Below are 21,093 nucleotides of genomic sequence, written 5' to 3'. Positions count from 1 at the left end.
ATATTCACCCCTTCTCAGTTCGCCGCCGCGCTCCCCTGCCCCGGCTTGAGCAGGTCGAGCACCGCAGCCGTCATCGCGACAGCACCCGTCACCACCGCGGGCTCGGGGTCGATCTTGAACAGGGGCGAGTGGTGCGACGGCACCGCGGGACCGCCCTTGGCCGCCGCGTCGAGCGCCGCGGCGGGCGTGCCGCCGACCGCGAAGTAATAGCCCTTCACGCCGTGCTCGGGTGCTACGAGGTAGGCGAAATCCTCCGCGCCCATGCCCTTCTGCTCGAAGGGCTGCACCCGGTCCGCGCCCAGCTCGCGCACCATCACCGCGTTCAGGCGGCGGGCGAGCTCGGGATCGTTGGCGGTCACCGGCGTGCCTTCGGGCACCGCGACGCGCGGCATCAGGTTCTCGGGCATGCCGTTCAGCTCGCCGATGCCGCGCGCGACGCGGCGGATGCCGTCGAGCAGCCGCTTGCGCTCCGCCTCGCTGTTGGCGCGCACCGTCACTTGCAGACGCGCCTCGTCGGAGATGATGTTGTGTTTCAGCCCCGAGTGGAACGAGCCCACCGTGATCACCGCCGGGTCGAGCGGCTGGCGCTCGCGGCTGACCAGCCCTTGGAGCGCGATGACGAGCTGCGACGCCATGTAGACGGGGTCCTTGCCCGCATTGGGCGAAGCCCCGTGCGCGCCAACACCCGGCACGACGATGTCGACCGAGTCGGACGAGGAATATTGGATCAGCTCCGATGCCGCGACCTTGCCCGTCGCGCGCGACGCGTCGACGTGCCAGGCGAGCGCGTATTGGGGTTTGGGGAAGCGCGAATAGAGCCCGTCCTTGAGCATCGCGGCCGCGCCGCCGACGCGCTCCTCGGCGGGCTGGGCGATGAACACCACCGTACCGCGCCAACGGTCCTTCAGCGCCGCGAGCCGCCGCGCGGTGGCGACCAAGCCGACGATGTGCGTGTCGTGCCCGCAGGCGTGCATCACGGGCGTCTCCACGCCGTCGACGCCGACCTGGCGCACCTTGGACGCGTTGGGCAGGCCCGACTTCTCCTCGACGGGCAGCCCGTCCATGTCGGCGCGGAGCAGCACGACGGGTCCGTCGCCGTTCCGGAGCACGCCGACCACGCCCGTGCCGCCGACCTTCTCGGTCGCCTGCATGCCCGACACCTTGCGCAGCTCCTGCGCCATGCGCGCGGCCGTCCTGGTCTCCTTGAAGGAGAGCTCCGGATTGCGGTGGAAGTGGTCCCAGAGCGCACCGAGGTCGCGGTCGTAATCCGCCTGGACGGCGGCGGCGTAGTCGGGGCCCTGCGCCGCGGCGGGCGCGGCGATGAGGGCGGTCGCGAGGAGAAGGTGGCGCATGCGGGATCCTTGGAGTGGTCGCGCCGCAGCCTAGCCTCGAAAACGCGCCGCTCAAGCCCGCTCACGCGTTGCCGGTCCGTTCCGGAAGGCCCATATCCGAGCCATGGAGATCCAGATCCGCCGAAACCTCGCCGAGCCCGAGACGGACGCGAGCTTCGTCCCCCATCGTCCCGCGCGGCCCGAGAAGCTGGAAGGCGGCAAGCCGTTCAAGCTCGTGACCGAGTATACGCCGTCCGGCGATCAGCCCACGGCGATCCGCGAGCTGGTCGAGACCGCGCGCGCGGGCGAGAAGGACCAGGTGCTCTTGGGCGTCACCGGGTCGGGCAAGACCTTCACCATGGCGAAGTGCATCGAGGAGCTGCAGCGCCCCGCGCTCATCCTCGCGCCCAACAAGATCCTGGCCGCCCAGCTCTACGGCGAGTTCAAGTCGTTCTTCCCGGAGAACGCGGTCGAGTATTTCGTCAGCTACTACGACTACTACCAGCCGGAAGCCTACGTCCCGCGCTCCGACACGTACATCGAGAAGGAGTCGTCGATCAACGAGGCGATCGACCGGATGCGCCACTCGGCCACGCGCGCGCTGCTGGAGCGCGACGACGTGATCATCGTGGCGTCGGTTTCGTGCCTCTACGGCATCGGATCGGTCGAGACCTACTCGGCGATGATCTTCGACCTGAAAAAGGGCCAGACCGTCGATCAGCGCGAGATCGTGCGCAAGCTCGTTGCGCTCCAGTACAAGCGCAACGACGCCGCCTTTCAGCGCGGCAACTTCCGCGTGAAGGGCGACACGCTGGAGATCTACCCGTCGCACTACGAGGACGCGGCGTGGCGCGTCTCCTTCTTCGGCGACGAGATCGAGGAGATCGTCGAGTTCGACCCGCTGACGGGCAAGAAGAACCTCTCGCTCAACTCCGTCCGCATCTACGCGAACAGCCACTACGTCACCCCCGGCCCGACGATGAAGCAGGCGGTCGAGGCGATCCGCTTCGAGCTGACGGAGCGGCTGAAGGAGCTGGAGGCGGAGGGCAAATTGCTCGAACGCCAGCGACTCGAGCAACGCACCAACTTCGACCTGGAGATGATCGCCGCCACCGGCTCGTGCAACGGCATCGAGAACTATTCCCGCTTCCTCACCGGCCGCCTGCCGGGCGAGCCGCCGCCCACGCTGTTCGAGTACCTGCCCGAGAACGCGGTGCTGTTCGTCGACGAGAGCCACGTCACCGTGCCGCAGGTGGGCGGGATGGCCAGGGGCGACCATCGGCGCAAGCTCACGCTCGCCGAATACGGCTTCCGCCTGCCGTCGTGCATCGACAACCGGCCGTTGCGCTTCAACGAGTGGGACGCGATGCGGCCGCAGACGGTGTGCGTCTCCGCCACGCCCGGCTCCTGGGAGATGGAGCAGACGGGCGGCGTCTTCGCCGAGCAGGTGATCCGCCCCACCGGCCTCATCGACCCTCCGGTGGAGATCCGCCCTGTTGAGGAGCAGGTCCAGGACCTGATCCAGGAGTGCAAGGCGACCGCCGCCAAGGGCTATCGCACGCTCGTCACCACGCTGACGAAGCGCATGGCGGAGGACCTGACCGAGTATATGCACGAGGCGGGGATCAAGGTCCGCTACATGCATTCGGACGTGGAGACGCTGGAGCGCATCGAGCTTATCCGTGATCTCCGATTGGGCGTTTACGACGTTCTGATCGGCATCAACCTGTTGCGCGAAGGATTGGACATCCCCGAGTGCGGGCTGGTCGCGATCCTGGACGCGGACAAGGAGGGGTTCCTCCGCTCGGAAACCTCGCTGATCCAGACGATCGGCCGCGCCGCGCGCAACGTGGAGGGCCGCGTCATCCTCTACGCCGACCGCATCACCGGCTCCATGGAGCGCGCGATGCGCGAGACGGAACGCCGCCGCGAGAAACAGCTCCAGTACAACCTAGAGCACGGCATCACCCCCCAGACGATCCGCCGCAACATCGGCGACATCATCGCGCACGTGGCGTCCAAGGACCAGGTCACCGTCGAGATCGACGAGGACCGCCCGCACATGGTCGGCCACAACTTGCGCGCGTACATCGAGGAGCTGGAGCGCAAGATGCGCAAGGCCGCCGCCGACCTCGAGTTCGAGGAGGCCGGGCGGCTCCGCGACGAGATCCGGCAGCTCGAAAACGAGGAGCTGGGCCTCCCCGTCGAGCAGCAAAAGGCGCCGATCATGGGCCGCTCGAACGAGGGCAAGCCGGGGACGCGCAAGACGCGCTTCGGCAAGCAAAAGGCGATCAGGGCGGCGCGGCGGGCGGGCGGGCGCTAGCCCCGCCCCCTCGCGCCGGGACCGGATTGCGCTAAAGCGCGTTCCCGAGCTTCACGCTTCGGGAGACCAACCATCGCCACCTTCATGTTCGCCACGGGCATCGAGAACAGCGTGCCCCGCATCCGGAACGGCCGCGAGCGGGTCGACCAGATGGAGGTCTGCGGCTTCTATGAGCGTTGGGAGGAGGACTTCACGCTCGTGGAGGAGATGGGCATTCACTATCTCCGCTACGGGCCGCCCATCCACAAGACGTGGCTCGCGCCGGGCAAGTACGACTGGAAGTTCTCGGACGTCACCTTCGCCGACCTGAAGCGGCGCAACATCGTTCCCATCACCGATCTCTGCCACTTCGGCGTGCCCGACTGGATCGGCGACTTCCAGAACCCGGACTTCCCCGAGCTGTTCGAGCGATATGCCGGCGAGTTCGCGCGGCGATACCCGTGGGTACAGCTCTACACGCCGGTCAACGAGATGTTCATCTGCGCCGTCTTCTCGGCCAAGTACGGCTGGTGGAACGAGCAGGGTACGACGGATCGGACGTTCGTCACGGCGCTCAAGCACATCGTCAAGGCCAACGTCCTCGCGATGCGCGCGATCCTGCGCGCCAGGCCCGACGCGATCTTCATCCAGTCGGAGTCGTCGGAGTATTTCCACGCGGAGAACCCGGCCGCGATCAAGCCCGCGGAGATCCTCAACTCGCAGCGCTTCCTTTCGCTCGACCTCAACTACGGCCGGCGCGTCGACTCCGAGATGTACGAATACCTGCTCGACAACGGCATGACGCGCGAGGAGTACCACTTCTTCCTCGACAACCGCCTGAAGCAGCACTGCATCATGGGCAACGACTATTACGTCACCAACGAGCACCGCGTGCGCGCGGACGGCTCGACGGGCCCGTCGGGCGAGGTGTTCGGTTACGACGAGATCACGCGCCAGTACCATGAGCGCTACCTCCTACCCGTGATGCACACGGAGACGAACATGTGGGAGGGGCCGCTCGGCACGGAGGCGGTCGACTGGTTGTGGAAGGAATGGGCCAACGTGCTGCGCGTCCGCAACACGGGGACGCCCATCGTTGGCTTCACCTGGTACTCGCTCACCGACCAGATCGACTGGGACGTGGCGTTGCGCGAGAAGAACGGGCGCGTGAACCCGCTCGGGCTCTACGACCTCGACCGCAACATCCGCGCGGTCGGGCGCGCGTACAAGCAACTCATCAAGGACTGGCGCGACGTGCTGCCGACGATGAGCTCCGCGCTGACGGTGCCGGTGGTGATGCCGCACGAGTGCGACGAGGACTGGGCTGTCCGCCAGCGCGAGCATGCGGCGGAGCGGCTGCGGCACAAGATCAAGGCGGAGCCGAGCATGGCGGACGGGGGCGCCTAGGCGAAGACCCCTCCGGAACGGTCCGACCGATCGCGCCATCACCGAGGCGGCCCACGATGTTTCGGCCCGGTGCGGGCTCTGCTATCTTGCGATCTTTATGGAGAAGCTCATGGCAGCGTCGTCCCTGCACGACATCCTGGTAGCCTGGCAGCAAGGTCGCATGGACTACCGAAGCGCCATGGAGCTCGCGCAGATCGACACGCTGGGCGAGCTGTACAAGGCGGCGGAGCATAGCGGAGTCCCGATCCGCACCGAACCATATGAGCATGAGCTACGCCAAGCCGAGATGGTCGCTGAACTCATCCGGGGTCAAGCGAGCCTGAAGGCCGCGTGACCGCCGCCTTCGTCGACCTCATCATTCCCGATAGTGGTCCTCTCATCAGCTTGGCGCACGCCGACCGGCTAGACCTGATCGAGGTATTCGACCGACCGATCGTCATCGCGGACATCGTCAAGCTCGAGTGCCTCAAGAAACCTACTGCACCCGATTACCCGGTCCTCGAACGCTGGTTTGCTCGAATCGGCAACCGCGTCCGCGTCGTCGACACACCTATGAGGGAGCCGTACGAGGCCGCATTGCAACGCGAGCGCGCCGGCGAGCGGCGTGCCACGAGCGGCTTCGGCGACGCCACCCTCGCGTACATGCTGCGCCGGCTCGACGACTTCGCTGCGCCCGGCGCCGTCCCGCTCGTACTGATCGAGGACGAGGGGGCCAGCAGGCTCCTGTCCCGCTTTGAGCGAGCGCACATCCTTTCTACGAGGACCTGGCTCATCAGCCTGGAGCGGGCTGGCGTGATTCCGAGCGCTCGTGATGTGATCAACAAGATCGCGCACGGCGGGCGGGAACTCTCCGAATTGCAAGCAGATCGCCCCGGCGTCGGCGACGACGGAAAGTCGGCGTGGCTCGGCCAAGTAGTAGGTCGAGACGGCTCAACCGCGGCGTCTGAGAAGGACCAGGCGTGATCCCGGGCTGAGACGACGCCCTAGCGGTTGCGCGGGGCTCGCGCGCCGCTAAGGTCGGGCCAAACGGGCGCAGGGGGTTCGACACCAAATGGCGGCGGAGGGCGCGGCGGGGGTCCAGCGTCTTGAGGCGGCGCATCGGGCGCTGCGTGCGGACGGCGACGTGCAGTTCGCGCTCCGCACCCAGGATCCGCCGGCCGAGCCGCCGGCCTGGCTCAAGCGCTTCTTCGAATGGTTGGGCGAACTGCTCGCGCCCGTGGGGCGGTTCCTGCGCTGGTTGGGGAGCTTCATGCCCGACGCGCCGGTCGCGCGCATCCTGCTCTGGAGCGTGCTGGCCTTGTTCGCGGCGGCGCTGGTCTGGGCGGTGGTGGAACGGGTGCGGCACGGCGAGTGGCGGCTGCCGCGCCGCCGATCGCGCACCGTCGAGGGAACGCCCGAAGAGGAGTGGGCGCCGGAGGCGGCGCAGACGCGCGGTTGGCTCCAGGAGGCGGACGCGCTGGCCGCGGCGGGCCGCTACGCCGAGGCGGCGCACCACCTGCTGCTGCGGTCGGTCGAGGACATGGCGCGGCGGCGGCCGCAGCTCGTCCGGCCCGCGCTGACCAGCCGCGAGCTCGCCGCCGCGCCCGCCGTGCCGCCGACCGCGCGGACGCTGTTCGCCGACATCGCGCGGCTGGTGGAGCGCAGCCTGTTCGGCGGGCGGGCGGTGGACCAGGATGACTGGAGGGCCGCGCGCGCGGCCTATGCCGATTATGCGCTTCCCGGCGCGTGGAGGGCGTGATGGCCGCCCGCGCCCAGTCCAGCCCGTTCGGCCCGGTCGCGGTCGCGCTGATGCTCGTCGTCGGTCTGCTCGGTTTCGCGGCGACCCTGGTGCTCGGCGCGTTCGCGCCCGACCTGCGCTCGGGCCGGAACGGCGGCGCGCACGCGCTGAGCGACGCGGCCACGGGTTTCAGCGGGATCGTGCGGCTGCTCGACGCGACGGGCCGCTCGCCCCAGGTGCTGCGCTCCGACGCGCAGTTCGGGCAGGCCGAGCTGGTGGTGATCACGCCCGAGCGCGGCGCGACGCCGATCGACAAGGTCACCGCCGCCCGCGAGTATAAACGGCTGCTGATCGTGCTGCCCAAATGGGCCACCGTCGCCGACGAAGACCGGCGCGGCTGGGTGCGCGTCACCGACACGCTGCCCGTGTGGGAGCCGCAGGGCGTGATGGCGCCCGCGACGCGCCTGACGATCCGCCGTCGCCAGGGCGGCGGACGCATGCTGACGACCGCGCCGGGCTTGCCGTCCGACATCCGCTTCCGCGCGCCGCGCCGCCTGCAGGTGATCACCGCGCATCAGACGCGCGAGTGGAAGCGCGAGGACGGATCGACGCAGGTCATCGACAAGCTCGTGCCGCTCGTCACCGACGGCCGCGGCGGCGTCGTGCTGGGCCGGTTCGAGGATCGGCCGACCTATGTCCTCGCCGACCCCGACCTCATCGCCAACCACGGCGTCGCCGATCTGGGACAGGCGCGGGCGTCGGTCGCCATGCTCGACCACATCGCGGGCGACCGCGCCGACCGGATCGCGTTCGACGTCACGCTCAACGGGCTCGGGCGCGGGCGGAGCGTCCTCAAGTTGTTCTTCGAACCGCCGGTGCTGGCGATGACGCTGGCGATCGCGGCGGCGCTGCTGCTGGCGGGATGGCAGGCGTTGACCCGGTTCGGCGCGCCCGCGGTACCGGAACGCGCGGTCGCGTTCGGCAAGCGCGCGCTGATCGACAATACGGCGGCGCTGGTGCGCAAAGCGAAGCGCGAGAGCCGGCTGGGCGCGCGCTACGCCGACGCGATCCGGGCGCGTGCGCGCGAGCTGTTCGGCGTGCCGCCCGCGCTCGGGGCGGACGAGGCGGACGCGTATCTCGACCGCCTGAGCAACCGGGAACGGTTCAGCGAGCTGGCGGGCGCGGTCGGACGCGCCGAGGACAGGCACGAGCTGCTGCGCGGGGCGCGGCGGCTGCACGGATGGATGGGGGACAGGATCAGGTGACGGTGGACGACGTACGCGCGCTGGGGAACGCGATCCGCGAACAAGTGGGCAAGGCCGTGGTCGGCCAGGAGCGGACGGTCGATCTGATGCTGGTGGCGCTGTTCGCGGGCGGGCACATCGTGCTCGAAGGCCCGCCGGGCACCGCCAAGACGCTGCTGGCGCACAGCTTCGCCCGCGCGCTGGGGCTGAAATTCGGGCGCATCCAGTTCACGCCCGACCTGATGCCGGGCGACATCATCGGCGCGAACCTGTTCAACTTCCAGACGTCGTCCTTCACCCTGACCCGCGGGCCGATCTTCACCGACCTGCTCTTGGCCGACGAGATCAACCGGACGCCGCCCAAGACGCAGGCCGCTCTGCTTGAGGCGATGCAGGAGCGCACCGTGACAATCGACGGCGACACCATGGCGCTGGGGCCACGCTTCACGGTGGTCGCGACGCAGAACCCGATCGAGCAGCAGGGCGTGTACCCGCTCCCCGAGGCGCAGCTCGACCGATTCCTGTTCAAGCAGGAGGTAGGCTATCCCAGCGCCGACGAGGAGCGCCGCATCGTCGCTACTCACGGCGCGCGTAAGTCGGCGATGGAGCCGGAGGACTGGGGCGTCGAGGCGGTCGCTGACGCCGCCGCAATCGGCCGCGCGGTGGAGGTCGTGGCGCAAGTACGGCTCGTCGACGAGGTCGTCGATTACGTCGTGGCGCTGATCCGCGGCACGCGCGACGTGGCCGACCTGGAGAGCGGCGCGAGCCCCCGCGCGGGCGCCATGCTGGCGGGCGCGGCGCGGGCCAGGGCGGCGCTGGACGGGCGCGATTTCGTGATCCCCGACGACGTGAAGAGCCTCGCCCCCGCGCTGCTCCGGCACCGCCTGATCCTGTCGCCGGCCGCGGAGATCGGCGGGCGTAAGGTCGAGGAGGTGGTGGCGGGGATCATCGACACGATCGAGGCGCCGAGGTGACGGGCTCGCCTCGCCCGACCTCTTCCCGTCATGCCGGGCTTGACCCGGCATCCATGCGCGTCCGTTGGCGAGGGGACGGCCCTGTATGACGCCGCAGCCCATGTTCTACATTCTGACCAATCAGAAGCAGGGCGCGCTCTATGCCGGCGTGACGCGCTGGCCGATGCAGCGCATCCATCAACACCGGACAGGGATAATAGAGGGCTTCAGCAAGCGGTACGGGACCGCGTACCTCATCTACTTCGAGCTGTTCGAGGCGATCGTGGATGCGATCTCGCGCGAGAAGCAGATCAAGAATTGGCGACGAGCTTGGAAGGTCGAGCTGATCGAGAAGTCGAACCCGACATGGCGTGATCTGGCCCTCGATCTCGGGTTTGCGCCGGTGTGCGAGCCGCGATGGACGCGCATGGACCCCGGCGCGGGGTTCCCAGCAAGGTATTACTTTGCTGGGGTCCCTTAGGCCGGGGTGACGGAAATATGTCGGTCGCGACTGATCCATTGAATGCCGAACGGCGCAGTACCCGCGCCGCCGTCTACCCGACGCGCGCGGCGGTGGTCGCGGCCGCGACGGGGGCGCCGTTCGCGTTGCTCGTCGGCGTGTTCGCGCCGGGGCGTTGGTACGCGGGGCTTGCCTGGCCGTTGACCGTGCTGCTGCTGACGCTGCTCGACGCGCTTCTCGGGTCGCGCAAGGCGAAGCTTTCGGTCGTGGGACCGGATAGCGCCAGCGTCGGCGGGCAAGCCGACGTGACCGTCGCACTCGCGATCGACGGCCCGCGCCCGCCCCGCGCGGCGCAGGTGGCGGTCGCGACCAATCCGCTCGTCCGCGCCGAGGAGGAAGGGCGGACCGCGGTCGAGCTGGCGGGCGGACGCGGTTCGGTGCTCGTCGGCCTCCACACGCTCCGCCGCGGGACGGCGCGGATCGAGGCGTTGTGGGCGCGCTGGCGCGGGCCGCTGGGGCTCAGCTGGCACCAGCGGCAAGTGGAGGCGGCGCTCGCGTTTCCCGTCCTGCCCGACATACGCGGCGTCGAGGAGCGCGCGTCGCAGATCTTCCAGCGCCACGCGCTGCAGGGCCTGCTCGCGCAGATGGACCGCGGCGACGGTTCCGACTTCGACGCGATGGTCGAGTACCGCGCCGGCATGGACCGGCGCGCGATCGACTGGAAGCAGTCGGCGCGCCATTCCAAGCTCCACGCCAAGGAGTTCCGCACCGAGCGCAACGCGCAGATCGTGTTCGCGGTCGATAGCGGACGGCAGATGTCGGAGCCGGTCGCGGGCCTGCCCCGCGTCGACCGCGCCGTCTCCGCCGCCTTGCTCGCGGGCTGGGTGGCGCTCAAGCTCGGCGACCGCGTCGCGCTGCACGCGTTCGACAGCCGCCCGCGCGTCGCCGGTGGGCTGATAGGAGGTGCCGCGGCCTTTCCCGCGCTCCAGCGGCTGGCGGCCGAGATCGACTATTCGGGCGAGGAGACCAACTACAGTTTCGCGCTCACCACGCTCGCCGGGCTGCTTACGCGCCGCTCGATGATCGTGCTGTTCACCGAGTTCACGGACGCGACATCGGCCGACTTCCTCGTCCGCGCCGCGCGCAAGCTCGTCGAGAAGCACCTGCTGCTCGTGGTCGTGCTGCGCGACGAGGAGGTGGAGACGTTCCTCGACCGCGCGCCCGACGCCGTCGAGGACGTCACCCGCGCCGTCACCGCCGCGGGGCTGCTCGCCGACCGCAAGCTCGCGCTGACCAGGCTCAGGCACTTGGGCGTGCACGTCATCGAGAGCGAGCACGACCGCGTCGGCGAGCGGCTGGTCGCCGGTTACATCGACCTCAAGCGGAGGAACCTCCTGTGACCGCGCCGCTCGTCAACGCCAGCCGATTCCGCCAGGCGCATGCGGCGGATTGGGAGCGGCTGGAGCGGCTCGTCGGACTGATGGAGCGCCGTTCTATCCGCGCATTGGGCGATGACGACCTGCTGGCCTTACCGCTGCTCTATCGCACAACGCTGTCGTCGCTCTCGGTCGCGCGCGAGACGTCGCTCGACCGCGCGCTCGTCGCCTATCTCGAGCAGCTCTGCACGCGCGCCTATTTCCAGCTCTACGGCGTGCCGAGCTCCGCCTGGACCCAGATCAAAGCGTTCTTCGCGCGCGAATGGCCGCGCGCGGTGCAGGCGCTGTGGCGCGAGACGCTGGCCGCGTTCGTGCTGACGGCGGTCGCGGCGGTCGCGGCGTACCTGCTCATCCGCGACGACCCGACCTGGTTTTACGCCGTCATCGACGAAGGGCTGGCGAACGGCCGCGACCCGTCGGCATCGGCCGCGAAATTGCGCGAGAGCTTGTACGGCAAACAGGACGACATGCTCGCGACATTCGCGGCGTACCTGTTCACGCACAACTCGCAGGTGGCGATCTTCGCCTTCGCGCTGGGCTTCGCCTTCGCGGTGCCGACGGCGATGCTGCTCGTCTATACCGGGCTGATGCTGGGGGCGTTCTTCGCGGTGTTCGTGCCGCACGGATTAGGCGCGGGCCTGGCAGCGTGGCTCGCGATCCACGGCACCACCGAGATCTTCGCGATCCTGATCGCGGGCGCGGCGGGGTTCCGGATCGGCACCGCCATCGCCTTTCCGGGCCGGCTGTCGCGCATGGACGCGGCGGTGGCGGCGGGGCGGTTGGCTGCGACCGCGATGCTGGGCGTGGTGCTGATGCTGCTCGTCGCCGGCCTCCTCGAAGGGATCGGGCGGCAGACGGTGCGCACCGACGAGTTCCGCGCGCTGATCGGGGCCGCGATGCTCATGGGCTGGCTCGCCTATTTCTACCTGCCGCGGCGGCGCGATGCGGCGTAACCGCGCGCCCCGCACCCGCGTCCGGAGCTTCGTCACGCCGGAGGGCGTCGACCTGCGGCTCGAGCTCGGCTCGGCCGGCGCGCGGGCGGGCGCGTTCATGCTCGATACGGTCATGATCCTCGTCGTGCTGGTGCTGGGCACGCTGGCGATCCTGTGGCTCCTGTCGGGCGCGCGCCAGGGCGAGCTGCTGATGATCCTGTGGCTGCTCGGCGCGTTCACGCTCCGGAACGGCTGGTTCATCTTGTGGGAGCTGGGCGGGCGCGGCGCCACGCCCGGCAAGCGCATGGTGGGCCTGCGCGTCGTGGCGCGCGACGGCGGGCGGCTGACGGGCGGCGCGGTGGTGGCGCGCAACGCCATGCGCGAGATCGAGCTGTTCCTGCCCCTCTCCTTCCTCGCGCAGCGCGGCGCGGAAGGGAGCGCCGACACCGCCATGACGATCTTCGCCTTGAGCTGGAGCGGGCTGTTCCTGTTCTTTCCGCTGTTCAACCGCGACCGGTTGCGCGTCGGCGACCTCGTCGCGGGCACCTGGGTCGTGCAGACGGTCAAGGCGCAGCTGGGCGCCGAGCTCGCCGCCGAACGCCCGCGCCGCCACTTCCCCGAAGCCGCGCTCGACCTCTACGGCGTGTACGAATTGCAGACGCTGGAGGGCGTGCTGCGCGGGGGGCAGGCGGACTCGGTCGCCACCGTCGCCTCGATCATCCGCCGCAAGGCCGGCATGGCGGACGACGGCGACGACCTCGGCTTTCTCAACGACTATTACGCCGCGCTCTGCGCGCGATTGGAGCGGGGGTTGATGGTGGGCCGGCGGCGGGAGGACAAATATGCGCGCTGACGGGCGCGCGTAACCAAATCGCGTCCCGCCGGTTCACCCCGTCATGGAAGACCTGCTCGACCGCCCCGCGCCCAGTCCGATCCTGCGCCTGCTCGAAGTCTCGCGCATCTACACGGAGCCCGCGGTCGAGGAGTATGCGCGCGGCCGCGAGGTGCTGGCGCGCTACCCGGACGCCGAGCGCATCCACGTGCCCTCGCATTGGAACATCCCGACGCTCTACGGCAACGAGGGTAATGTCGACGACTGGGTGAAGATCAAGCGCACGGTGCTCGTGCTGGGCGTGAAGAAGGGGCTCGCGATGCGCCCCAATGGGCGGTCGGCCGACTTCATCGCGCCCTCCACGTCGAACGGCTGCGCGATGGCGTGCGCCTACTGCTACGTGCCGCGGCGCAAGGGCTTCGCGAACCCGATCAGCGTGTTCGTCAACATCGAGCAGATCTGCCGGGCGATCGCGCGCCACGCGACCAAGCAGGGGCCGAAGACGGCGCCCGACCAGATCGACCCGGCGGCCTGGGTGTACGATCTGGGCGAGAACGGCGACCTGTCGGTCGACGCGCTCGTGTCCGACAACGTCCGCGACATGGTGGCGACCTTCCGCGACCTGCCCAACGCCAAGGGCTCGTTCGCGACCAAGTACGTGAACCGCGACCTGCTGGGCTACGACCCGCAGGAGCGCACGCGCGTGCGCTTCTCGCTCATGCCGGCGCACGTCGCGCGCGTGGTAGACGTGCGCACCTCGCCCATCGCCGACCGGATCGCCGCGATCGACGACTTCGTGCGGGCGGGGTACGAAGTGCACCTGAATTTCTCGCCCGTCATCGTCTATGACGGCTGGGAAGCCGACTGGCGCGCGCTGTTCGAGGAGGTCGACGCGCGGCTCTCACGCCAAGCGCGCGAGCAGATGCGGTGCGAGATTATCTTCCTCACGCACAACGCCAACCTGCACGAGGTCAATCTCGGCTGGCACCCCAAGGCCGAGGACCTGCTGTGGCGGCCCGACCTACAGCAGTGGAAGCGGTCGGAATCGGGCCAGTGGAACCTGCGCTACAAGGTCGCCGACAAGCGGCGCTACTTGGAACGGTTCCAGCAGATCCTGGCCGAGGTGATGCCGTATTGCGAGGTCAGGTACGCGTTCTAGTCGCCGATATCGAGGTTCTCGAACATCAGCACCTTGCGTTCCATGTCGAACATCGCGTGGTCCGCGCGCTTCAAGAGCTTCAGGATCACGTCCACGTCGTCCGAGTTCGCCTCGATGATGTACTCGTCCACGCCCTTGTCGAGGATGAGCTGGATGGTGAACTTGCCCGGCTCGCCCCTGCCCCGCTCCGTCCAGCTGGCCTGGTAATCGGTGACCTGGCGGATCTTGTAGCGGCGCTCGAGCTGCTGTTCCTGCGCGTCGTTCCCGTCGGGCATGTCGATCGTTCCTGTTTCAAGCCTGCACGGCCCCACGAACCCGCCGCGCCCGCGGGCGTTCCGTCTTGCATGGCGGTATTCTTCACCTCCGACACGCACTGGGGCGACCACCGGACGCTCAACATCGGCCGGCGGCCCTTCGGGTCGACGGCGGAGATGGACGCGGCGCTGGTCGCGAACTGGAACGCGGCGGTCGGCCGGGAGGACGAGGTCTGGCACCTGGGCGACGTGGCGCGGCGGGCGGGCGATGTCGCGGGGCTGCTGGAGCGGCTGAACGGGACGAAGCACCTGATCCGCGGCAACAACGACCCGCCGGGTACATGCGACGCAGCGGGCTGGGCGAGCGTGCGGGATTATGCCGAGCTGGAGTTGGACGGCGTTCAGCTGGTCCTCTGCCACTACCCGTTCCGCAGCTGGAACCGGCAGGGGCGCGGCGCGGTGAACCTGCACGGGCACAGCCACGGGCGGCTAAGGCCGATGACGCGTCAGTATGATGTCGGCGTCGACGCGCGGGACTACCGTCCGGTCACGCTCGCCGACCTCATCGGTCGTAGGCGATCCTGACCCGGCCCGCCGCCTCCACCGCGCGGGCGCGTGCGTCGTCCGTGTCGCTCCCCAACGCGAGCGCCACGCCCATGCGGCGGTACGGCCGGGTCGTCGGCTTGCCGAACAGGCGAATATCTACCTCGCCGGGCGTGGCGAGCGCGTCCGTCAGCCCCTCGAAGCGGAACCGCTCCGCGTCGCGGTCGGCGAGGATTACGGCGGAGGCGGCCGGTCCGCGAAGGCGCACCTCGGGCACGGGCAGGCCCATGACGGCGCGGGCGTGGAGGTCGAACTCGCTCCAGTTCTGCGAGAGGAGCGTCACCATGCCGGTGTCGTGCGGGCGGGGCGAGAGTTCGGAGAAGATCACCTCGTCGCCCCGCACGAAGAACTCGACGCCGAACAGGCCGTAGCCGCTTAAGTTTTCGATGACCGCACGCGCCATGTCCTGCGCGCGGGCGAGCGCCGCGTCCGACATGGCGGCGGGCTGCCACGACTCGCGATAGTCGCCGCGCTCCTGCCGGTGGCCGATCGGCGGGCAAAAGCTGACGCCGTCGCGCCCGCGCACCGTCAGCAGCGTGATCTCGTAGTCGAAGGCGACGAACGCCTCGACGATGACGCGCCGCCGGTCGCCGCGCATGTTCGCGACGGCGTAGTCCCAGGCGCGCTCGAGCTCGCCCGCGTCGTGCACGGTGCTCTGCCCCTTGCCCGAGGAGGACATGACGGGCTTGACCACACAGGGCACGCCGACATGCTCGGCCGCGGCGTGCACCTCGTCCAGGCTCTCGGCGTAAGCGTAGCGCGACGTCGTCAGCCCCAGCTCGCGCGCGGCGATGTCGCGGATGCCGTCGCGATTCATCGTGAGCATCGTCGCGCGGGCGGACGGGACCACGGTCACACCCCGCGCCTCCACCTCCGCCAGCACCTCGGTCCGGATCGCCTCCACCTCCGGCACGACGTAATCGGGGCGGCGGCGCTCGATGACGCTGCGCAGCGCGTCGCCGTCGAGCATGGGGAACACCTCCGCCTCGTCGGCCACCTGCATCGCGGGCGCGTGGCCGTAGCTGTCGCAGGCGACCACATAGGCGCCGAGCCGCTTGGCGGAGATGGCGAACTCGCGGCCCAGCTCGCCCGAGCCGAGCAGCAGGATCGTGGCGGTGAACGTCACCGGCTCAGCCGCCGCGGCTGCCGCCGCCCCATCCCCCGCCGCGCGCGCTGGCGCGGCCGCCGAAGCCGCCGCGCGATACGACCGAGCTGCGCGTCTGGATGCGCTGCGTGGTCACCGGGTTGGTGATCGCGCGGCTGCCGACCTGGTAGCGGTGGTAGCCCCGCCCGCTCCCGCCGCCGTAGAGGAAGGCGCCGCCGCCGGTGTAGTAGCGATCGTCGTAGCGGCTGCGGTAGAGCGGCTGGTAACGGTAGCGGCTGCCGCCGTCGAGCAACCGGCCGATCATAAAGCCCGTCAGGAGCGGCACGAAGAAGCTCTGGCCGCCCGCATAGCGGTAGGAGCATTGGCCCTCGCCGAACTGCTCTTCGCACGTGCTCTGGTCGGCGAAGCGGGGCGCCACCTGCGCGTCCTGCGCCTGCGCCGCCTGCTGCGCCTCCTGGCACTGGACCGCGCTGAACGCGCCCGACGCCGTGCACTCGGAGACGGTGCGGAAGGCGGAGACCTCGGTCGGCTCGCCGAACTGCTGGCGCGAGAGCTCGGCGTCGGTCGGGCCGTTCTCGCAGCCGCCCAGCATCGCCATCGCGCCGACCGCGGACAGCCCGGCGGCGGCGGAGCGCTTGCGGCGGCGGGGTAGGGTCGTGGTCATGGTTCGGTCTCAATAGGTCATGCTGGCGGCGTTGAGCAGCCCTACGCCCACCGCCGTCGCCGCGAGATACGCCGCGCTCGCGACGTTGCCGGCCTCCAGCCGCTGCACCATGTCGCGCACGATGAAGCGGCGCACCACGAGCGACGCGACGATCTGGATCACGCCCGCCAGCACCGCCCAGGCGGTGAACTCGAGCCAGTTCGCCGTCTGCGTCAGTGCCGACGCGAGCGGCAGCGCGAAGCCGATGATGGCGCCGCCCAGCGCGATCGCCGCGGCCGGGTTGCCGTCGCGGATCATCGTCGCCTCGTCGTACGGCGTCGACCATTGGTAGAGCCGCTTGAAGATGGCCAGGAACAGGCACGAGAGGCCGAAGGCGAGGACGAAGTGCCCCGCACCCGTCGCGAAGGCTTGCGTGTCGAAGGTCATTGGTCCCCCATCAGGCCGTGAACTCGCCCGGGCCGACGGCCAGGCCGATCATGATCTCGTGCGTGTAGTCGCCGCCCTCCGGCTCCATCGCCAGCGCCAGCAGCAGCTCCTCACCCGCTGGAAGCTGCCGCGCGTAGAGCATGCAGCTCTGCCGGATGTGGCGCACGGGCGCGGCGTCGCGCTCGTAATAGACCGCCTCCCACAGCTGCACGGGCGGCTGCGGACGGTCGTCGCCCTCGTACCAGTAGCGGTCGAAGCGGGCGAGGCCGGCCTCGTCCCATGTCGGCTGCGACAGGCGCTGCAGGAACAGCTCGCGGTCGCTGCGGTTCGCGGGATAGGTGCTCGTCCAAGGCTGGAACAGCGTGAAGTCGTCGGCGTCCGAGCCGTCGGGGTTTTGCGACACGGCTTGGAGCATCAGCTCGTCGTCGGTGTAGAAGCGGTGGACGTAGCCGCCCTCGTCGAGCTTGATGAGCCCCTGCGCTGTGATCTCCAGCGTGTCGCGGTCGAGCTGGAATCGAGTGCCCTCCAGCGCGCGCCAGGCGAGCGGGTCGAGCCGGACCTGGCGGCCGACCGTGACGTTGCGCACCACCGCGATCGACGACGCGCGCGGCGTCTCCCCGCCCCCGAACAGCCGACCCAGGATCATGCCGCCACCCTCCGCTTGGCGATGTAGAAGAGCCGGTCGCCGGGGCTGACGCCGGCGTCGAGGTCGAAGCGGGGCTGGTTGTCGCCCGCCGCGCAGGTCGCCACCAGCACCGCGCCGCGTTCGCGCATGCTGCGCGCCACCTCGTCGAAGCGCCCGCCCGACGCCGCCTCGGTCGCGTAGAGCGTCGCGCCCTCGTCGGTGTGGCTCGCGAGCTGGGCGATGAGGCGGCTCGACCCCGGATCGCTCAGCGCCTTGACAACGAGCTCGACGGTGGGCGTCAGCACCACCTCGACCTGCGGGCAGTGCGCGTTCAAGAGCCGCGCCGTGTCGGGATCGCGCAGGAAGCAGACCACATGGCCGCGTTCGTTGATCGCGGTGACCGCCAGCGTCGCGGCGAGCGTCTCGGCGTCGGACGCGGCGTAGACGACGACGCGCGCCGCCTCGGCGACGCCGGCGCGCCGGAGCTCGGGCGGCGCGGTCAGCGACGAGGCACGGACGTAACGGTAGGTCGGGTCGTCCACGTCGAGCGCGTCGGTCGCGACCAGCACGATGTCCTGGGCGCGGGCGTCAGCGGTGATCTCCGCGATCATGCGCGGCGTCCTGTCGCGGTCGTAGCCGACGAGCACGACGAGCCCGCGCATTTCGCTATAGTCCCCCAAGCCCTCGCGCCGCCGCCGCCAGCGCCCGGATAGCCCGGCGAAGGCGCGCGCCAAGGACGCGGTGAACAGCGCCACCGCCCCCGGCATCGCGAACAAGGCCGCGATCATCCGGCCCCAGTCCGACCTGGGGCTGAGATCCCCGTAACCGATCGTGGTCGCGGTGGTGAGGTACCAGTAGGCGAAGTCGACCGGCGGCCTGAGGTCCGCCTCGCCCGCCCACTGCAGAGCGAGCCAGCTGGTGCCCATGTGCGCCAGCAGCAACGCGAGCATGACGCCCCAGTGCAGCTCGGCGGCGGCGAGGTACAGGCGCCTGAGGAACGCGCTGAGGCCGAACCGTCCCATCCGTCACGCCACCCCCCTTTCGCGTGCCCAACCGCGTCCCTATGATTACCGCGCATAGCAGGGGGAACGCAATGACCGACGACGCACCGCGCGCCTGGACGATCTCCAGCCTGATGAGCACCCTGAGCCAGGCGGGCTATGCCGACGAGTTCGGCGTCGTGCGGATCGAGGCGGCGGAGCCGGTGCTGCGCGTGATCGCGCGCAATTACGGCGACCTTTCCATCTTCCTGTCGGTCGCGGGCGAGCAGATCGTCGTGTCGACGCTGCTCTGGCCCGTCGACGAGCAGCCCAACCCCGACGAGTTCAACCGCTTCATCCTGAAGGCGCAGAAGCTCGTGCCGCTGTCCAACTTCGCGATCACCGACGTGGACGGGCGCGATTATTACGAGCTGATCGGCGAGCTGTCGTCCGAGAGCCCCTTGCGCGAGATCCTGCTCGAGCTCCGCGTCCTCGCGCAGAACGCGCTGGACGCCGCCGACGACCTCCGCACCCAGTTCGCCGCCTGAGGAACGAAGCCCATGTCGATGTGGAAGCAGTTATCCGCCCTGGTCCGCGGCAAGTCGCACGAGGCCGGCCAGTCGATCGCCGACGCCAACGCGCTGACCATCCTCGACCAGCAGATCCGCGACGCCGGGACCGCGCAGGCCAGGGCGCGCGACGACCTGGCCGGGCTGACCGCCAAGCGCCGCATGCTGGAGAAGGAGCTGGAGAGCCTGGCGGCGCAGCGCGACAAGTATGAAGCGTCGGCGCGCGCGGCGATGCAGCGCGGCGACATGGATCTCGCCCGCCAGGTCGCCGAGCGGCTCGCGACGATCGAGGCGGAGGGCTCGACCAAGCAGCCGCAGATCGCCGAGATGCGCGCCGCCGAGGACCGCATCCGCGGCATCATCACCCAGGGCGACGGCAAGATCGAGGCGCTGCGCCGCGAGGTCGAGGTGGTGCGCGCCAATGAGAGCGTGCAGCGCGCCCAGGCCGCCGTCGCGTCGAGCTACGGCCAGCAGGCCTCGTCATTGGGCTCCGCCGCGGACAGCCTCAAGCGCATCAAGGAGCGCCAGCTTGTGCGCGAGGAGAAGTTCCGCGCGGCGGCCGAGCTGGAGGACATGCGCACGGGCGCGGACCTCGACGCGAAGCTGCGCGACGCGGGGCTGTTGCCGGGCACGAGCAGCGCGGACGACATCCTGGCGCGGCTCGCGGGGCCGAGCGGGGGCGAGCCGCTGCGGCTGCCGGGTGCTTCGGGCGACGCGACGCCCACGAGCGGCGATCCCGCACGCCTGCCGCGGCAGTGAGTTCCGCCCTTCCCTGCCCTCTTCCCGTCATGCCGGGCTTGACCCGGCATCCACGCGCGTCCGTCCGTTCGCAAGCGGCCACCGTAGACGGAGGCGCCGCGCATGGATCCCGGCTCAAGGCCGGGATGACGGAAACTAGGGAGGGGTGAGATCATAGAACGCGTCGCCGTCGCCGAGCGCCCCGACTGGGAGGAGACCGCCCAGGAGATGGGCTTCACCTTCCACCATCAGGAAGGCCAGCGCTACTGGGACGAACGCGCCTATTACCGCTTCACCCTCGACGAGGTGGAGAACGGCGTCGAAGCGCCCAGCGGCGAGCTCCACCAGATGTGCCTCGCGCTCGTCGACGAGGTCGTCCGTTCCGAGGCGCTGATGGACCGGCTCGCCATCCCGGCGGACATGCGCGACGTGGTGGCGCGGTCGTGGGAGCGACAAGCGCCGTCGCTCTACGGCCGCTTCGACTTCAGCTACGGCGGCGGCGGCGCGGGTCCCGCAAAGCTGCTCGAGTACAACGCCGACACGCCGACCAGCATCTTCGAGACGGCGCTGTTCCAGTGGCGCTGGCTGGAGGACATGATGGCGGCGGGCCGGCTCCCGAAGGACGCCGACCAGTATAACCGCCTGCACGAGGCGCTGGTGGAGCGGTTCGGGCGGCTGTTCACGCGCGGCAGCCTCGTCCACTTCGCGTCCGTCGCCGATCATGTCGAGGACCGGCAGACCGTCCGCTACCTGGAGGACGCAGCACGCCAGGCGGGACTCGACCCGGAGTTCGTCCCCGTCGACCGCATCGGCGTCGATGCCGACGGCAAGTTCGTCGACGAGGCGGGCGTGCTGATCGCGGCCCTGTTTAAGCTCTATCCGTGGGAGGACCTGCTCCGCGAACCCTATGCGGAGCACTTGGGCGCTACGGATACGATCTTCCTGGAACCCGCCTGGAAGGCGGTGCTGTCGAACAAGGGCATGTTGCCGCTCTTGTGGGAGCGCCACCGCGGCCACCCCAACCTGCTGCCCGCCGCCTTCGCCGATGACACGGCCGCGACCGCCGCGATCGGGAGCCGGTACGTGCGCAAGCCGCTCTTCTCGCGCGAGGGTTGGGACATCCACTTGGTCGACGGCTCCGCCAAGCAGTCGGGGCCGGAGGGCGGCTACGGCGAGGAGGGCTGGATCGTGCAGGAGCTGGCGCCGCTGCCCGTGTTCGACGGCGGCCATGTCGTGATCGGCTCCTGGATCGTCGGCGACGAGCCCGTAGCCATGTCGGTGCGCGAGGACGACGGCCCGATCACGCGCGACCTCGCCCGCTTCCTGCCGCACGCGATCGTCTAGCTGGCGCGCGCC

At 69.8% G+C, this 21,093-nt stretch carries 23 protein-coding genes; 16 read left to right on the top strand and 7 right to left on the bottom strand.

Annotated features, from left to right (window positions below):
- Positions 1-14: 14 nt before the first annotated feature.
- A complete protein-coding gene (locus CKY28_RS13435; protein WP_095998876.1) occupies positions 15-1,352 on the bottom strand; it encodes an amidohydrolase in 1,338 nt (445 codons plus the stop codon).
- A gap of 103 nt (positions 1,353-1,455) precedes the next feature.
- Here CKY28_RS13435 and uvrB point away from each other — a divergent pair, with 103 nt between their 5' ends.
- From uvrB to CKY28_RS13375, 12 genes are all read left to right on the top strand, one after another.
- Positions 1,456-3,654, top strand: coding sequence for an excinuclease ABC subunit UvrB (gene uvrB, locus CKY28_RS13430; RefSeq protein ID WP_095998875.1), 2,199 nt, complete (start codon positions 1,456-1,458; stop codon positions 3,652-3,654).
- Positions 3,655-3,738: 84 nt separating this feature from the next.
- A complete protein-coding gene (locus CKY28_RS13425; RefSeq protein WP_095998874.1) occupies positions 3,739-5,040 on the top strand; it encodes a family 1 glycosylhydrolase in 1,302 nt (433 codons plus the stop codon).
- Between the two features lie 97 nt (positions 5,041-5,137).
- Positions 5,138-5,374: a hypothetical protein gene (locus tag CKY28_RS13420; protein ID WP_095998873.1), complete on the top strand. Its 237-nt coding sequence runs from the start codon at positions 5,138-5,140 to the stop codon at positions 5,372-5,374.
- Positions 5,371-6,003, top strand: coding sequence for a hypothetical protein (locus CKY28_RS13415; protein ID WP_095998872.1), 633 nt, complete (start codon positions 5,371-5,373; stop codon positions 6,001-6,003). The genes CKY28_RS13420 and CKY28_RS13415 overlap by 4 nt, the downstream gene beginning before the upstream one ends.
- 88 nt (positions 6,004-6,091) lie before the next feature.
- Complete coding sequence (locus tag CKY28_RS13410) at positions 6,092-6,778, top strand: DUF4129 domain-containing protein (RefSeq protein WP_095998871.1); 687 nt, start codon at positions 6,092-6,094, stop codon at positions 6,776-6,778.
- Positions 6,778-8,022 (top strand): DUF4350 domain-containing protein, encoded by a 1,245-nt coding sequence (locus CKY28_RS13405; protein ID WP_095999229.1) that lies wholly within the window; start codon positions 6,778-6,780, stop codon positions 8,020-8,022. Before CKY28_RS13410 ends, CKY28_RS13405 begins: the two co-directional genes overlap by 1 nt.
- Positions 8,019-8,975, top strand: a complete 957-nt coding sequence (locus tag CKY28_RS13400; RefSeq protein WP_095998870.1) for an AAA family ATPase — start codon at positions 8,019-8,021, stop codon at positions 8,973-8,975. Before CKY28_RS13405 ends, CKY28_RS13400 begins: the two co-directional genes overlap by 4 nt.
- Positions 8,976-9,060: 85 nt before the next feature.
- Positions 9,061-9,435 carry a GIY-YIG nuclease family protein gene (locus CKY28_RS13395; RefSeq protein WP_095998869.1) on the top strand — a complete coding sequence of 125 codons (375 nt, stop codon included), beginning with the start codon at positions 9,061-9,063 and terminating at the stop codon, positions 9,433-9,435.
- A 17-nt stretch (positions 9,436-9,452) separates the two neighbouring features.
- Positions 9,453-10,814: a DUF58 domain-containing protein gene (locus tag CKY28_RS13390; RefSeq protein ID WP_095998868.1), complete on the top strand. Its 1,362-nt coding sequence runs from the start codon at positions 9,453-9,455 to the stop codon at positions 10,812-10,814.
- Positions 10,811-11,803 (top strand): stage II sporulation protein M, encoded by a 993-nt coding sequence (locus CKY28_RS13385; protein WP_245841844.1) that lies wholly within the window; start codon positions 10,811-10,813, stop codon positions 11,801-11,803. The genes CKY28_RS13390 and CKY28_RS13385 overlap by 4 nt, the downstream gene beginning before the upstream one ends.
- Positions 11,793-12,635 (top strand): RDD family protein, encoded by an 843-nt coding sequence (locus tag CKY28_RS13380; protein WP_095998867.1) that lies wholly within the window; start codon positions 11,793-11,795, stop codon positions 12,633-12,635. Before CKY28_RS13385 ends, CKY28_RS13380 begins: the two co-directional genes overlap by 11 nt.
- 43 nt (positions 12,636-12,678) lie before the next feature.
- A complete protein-coding gene (locus tag CKY28_RS13375; protein ID WP_095998866.1) occupies positions 12,679-13,773 on the top strand; it encodes a spore photoproduct lyase family protein in 1,095 nt (364 codons plus the stop codon).
- On the opposite strand, the gene CKY28_RS13370 is transcribed toward CKY28_RS13375, so the two are convergent.
- Positions 13,770-14,048: a hypothetical protein gene (locus CKY28_RS13370; protein WP_095998865.1), complete on the bottom strand. Its 279-nt coding sequence runs from the start codon at positions 14,046-14,048 to the stop codon at positions 13,770-13,772. The two genes, CKY28_RS13375 and CKY28_RS13370, sit on opposite strands and share 4 nt — an antisense overlap.
- Before the next feature lie 69 nt (positions 14,049-14,117).
- Here CKY28_RS13370 and CKY28_RS13365 point away from each other — a divergent pair, with 69 nt between their 5' ends.
- Positions 14,118-14,612, top strand: a complete 495-nt coding sequence (locus CKY28_RS13365; RefSeq protein WP_095998864.1) for a metallophosphoesterase family protein — start codon at positions 14,118-14,120, stop codon at positions 14,610-14,612.
- Here CKY28_RS13365 and purT read toward each other — a convergent pair.
- From purT to CKY28_RS13340, 5 genes are read right to left on the bottom strand one after another with little or no spacing between them, the layout of a single operon-like run.
- Positions 14,590-15,756, bottom strand: coding sequence for a formate-dependent phosphoribosylglycinamide formyltransferase (gene purT / locus CKY28_RS13360; protein WP_095998863.1), 1,167 nt, complete (start codon positions 15,754-15,756; stop codon positions 14,590-14,592). The genes CKY28_RS13365 and purT overlap by 23 nt on opposite strands.
- 4 nt (positions 15,757-15,760) lie before the next feature.
- Entirely contained in the window at positions 15,761-16,399 is a 639-nt protein-coding gene (locus CKY28_RS13355; protein ID WP_095998862.1) for a DUF1190 domain-containing protein, read from the bottom strand.
- 9 nt (positions 16,400-16,408) lie between these two features.
- The gene (locus tag CKY28_RS13350; protein ID WP_095998861.1) at positions 16,409-16,825 is read right to left on the bottom strand and encodes a DUF350 domain-containing protein; all 417 of its coding nucleotides are present in this window, start codon (positions 16,823-16,825) and stop codon (positions 16,409-16,411) included.
- Between the two features lie 10 nt (positions 16,826-16,835).
- A complete protein-coding gene (locus CKY28_RS13345) occupies positions 16,836-17,471 on the bottom strand; it encodes a DUF2491 family protein (RefSeq protein WP_176473098.1) in 636 nt (211 codons plus the stop codon).
- Positions 17,468-18,472: a potassium channel family protein gene (locus CKY28_RS13340; RefSeq protein ID WP_095998860.1), complete on the bottom strand. Its 1,005-nt coding sequence runs from the start codon at positions 18,470-18,472 to the stop codon at positions 17,468-17,470. The genes CKY28_RS13345 and CKY28_RS13340 overlap by 4 nt, the downstream gene beginning before the upstream one ends.
- A gap of 71 nt (positions 18,473-18,543) precedes the next feature.
- Between CKY28_RS13340 and CKY28_RS13335 the strand changes: the two genes are divergently transcribed.
- From CKY28_RS13335 to CKY28_RS13325, 3 genes are all read left to right on the top strand, one after another.
- Entirely contained in the window at positions 18,544-18,978 is a 435-nt protein-coding gene (locus CKY28_RS13335; protein WP_095998859.1) for a YjfI family protein, read from the top strand.
- 18 nt (positions 18,979-18,996) lie between these two features.
- Entirely contained in the window at positions 18,997-19,758 is a 762-nt protein-coding gene (locus tag CKY28_RS13330) for a PspA/IM30 family protein (RefSeq protein WP_245841843.1), read from the top strand.
- A 150-nt stretch (positions 19,759-19,908) separates the two neighbouring features.
- The gene (locus CKY28_RS13325) at positions 19,909-21,081 is read left to right on the top strand and encodes a glutathionylspermidine synthase family protein (RefSeq protein WP_342747177.1); all 1,173 of its coding nucleotides are present in this window, start codon (positions 19,909-19,911) and stop codon (positions 21,079-21,081) included.
- Positions 21,082-21,093: the final 12 nt, after the last annotated feature.

It is taken from the genome of Sphingomonas lenta (assembly GCF_002288825.1).
GTDB classification, from domain to species: Bacteria; Pseudomonadota; Alphaproteobacteria; order Sphingomonadales; family Sphingomonadaceae; genus Sphingomonas; species Sphingomonas lenta.
This window is presented reverse-complemented; position numbering and strand designations above follow the sequence as displayed.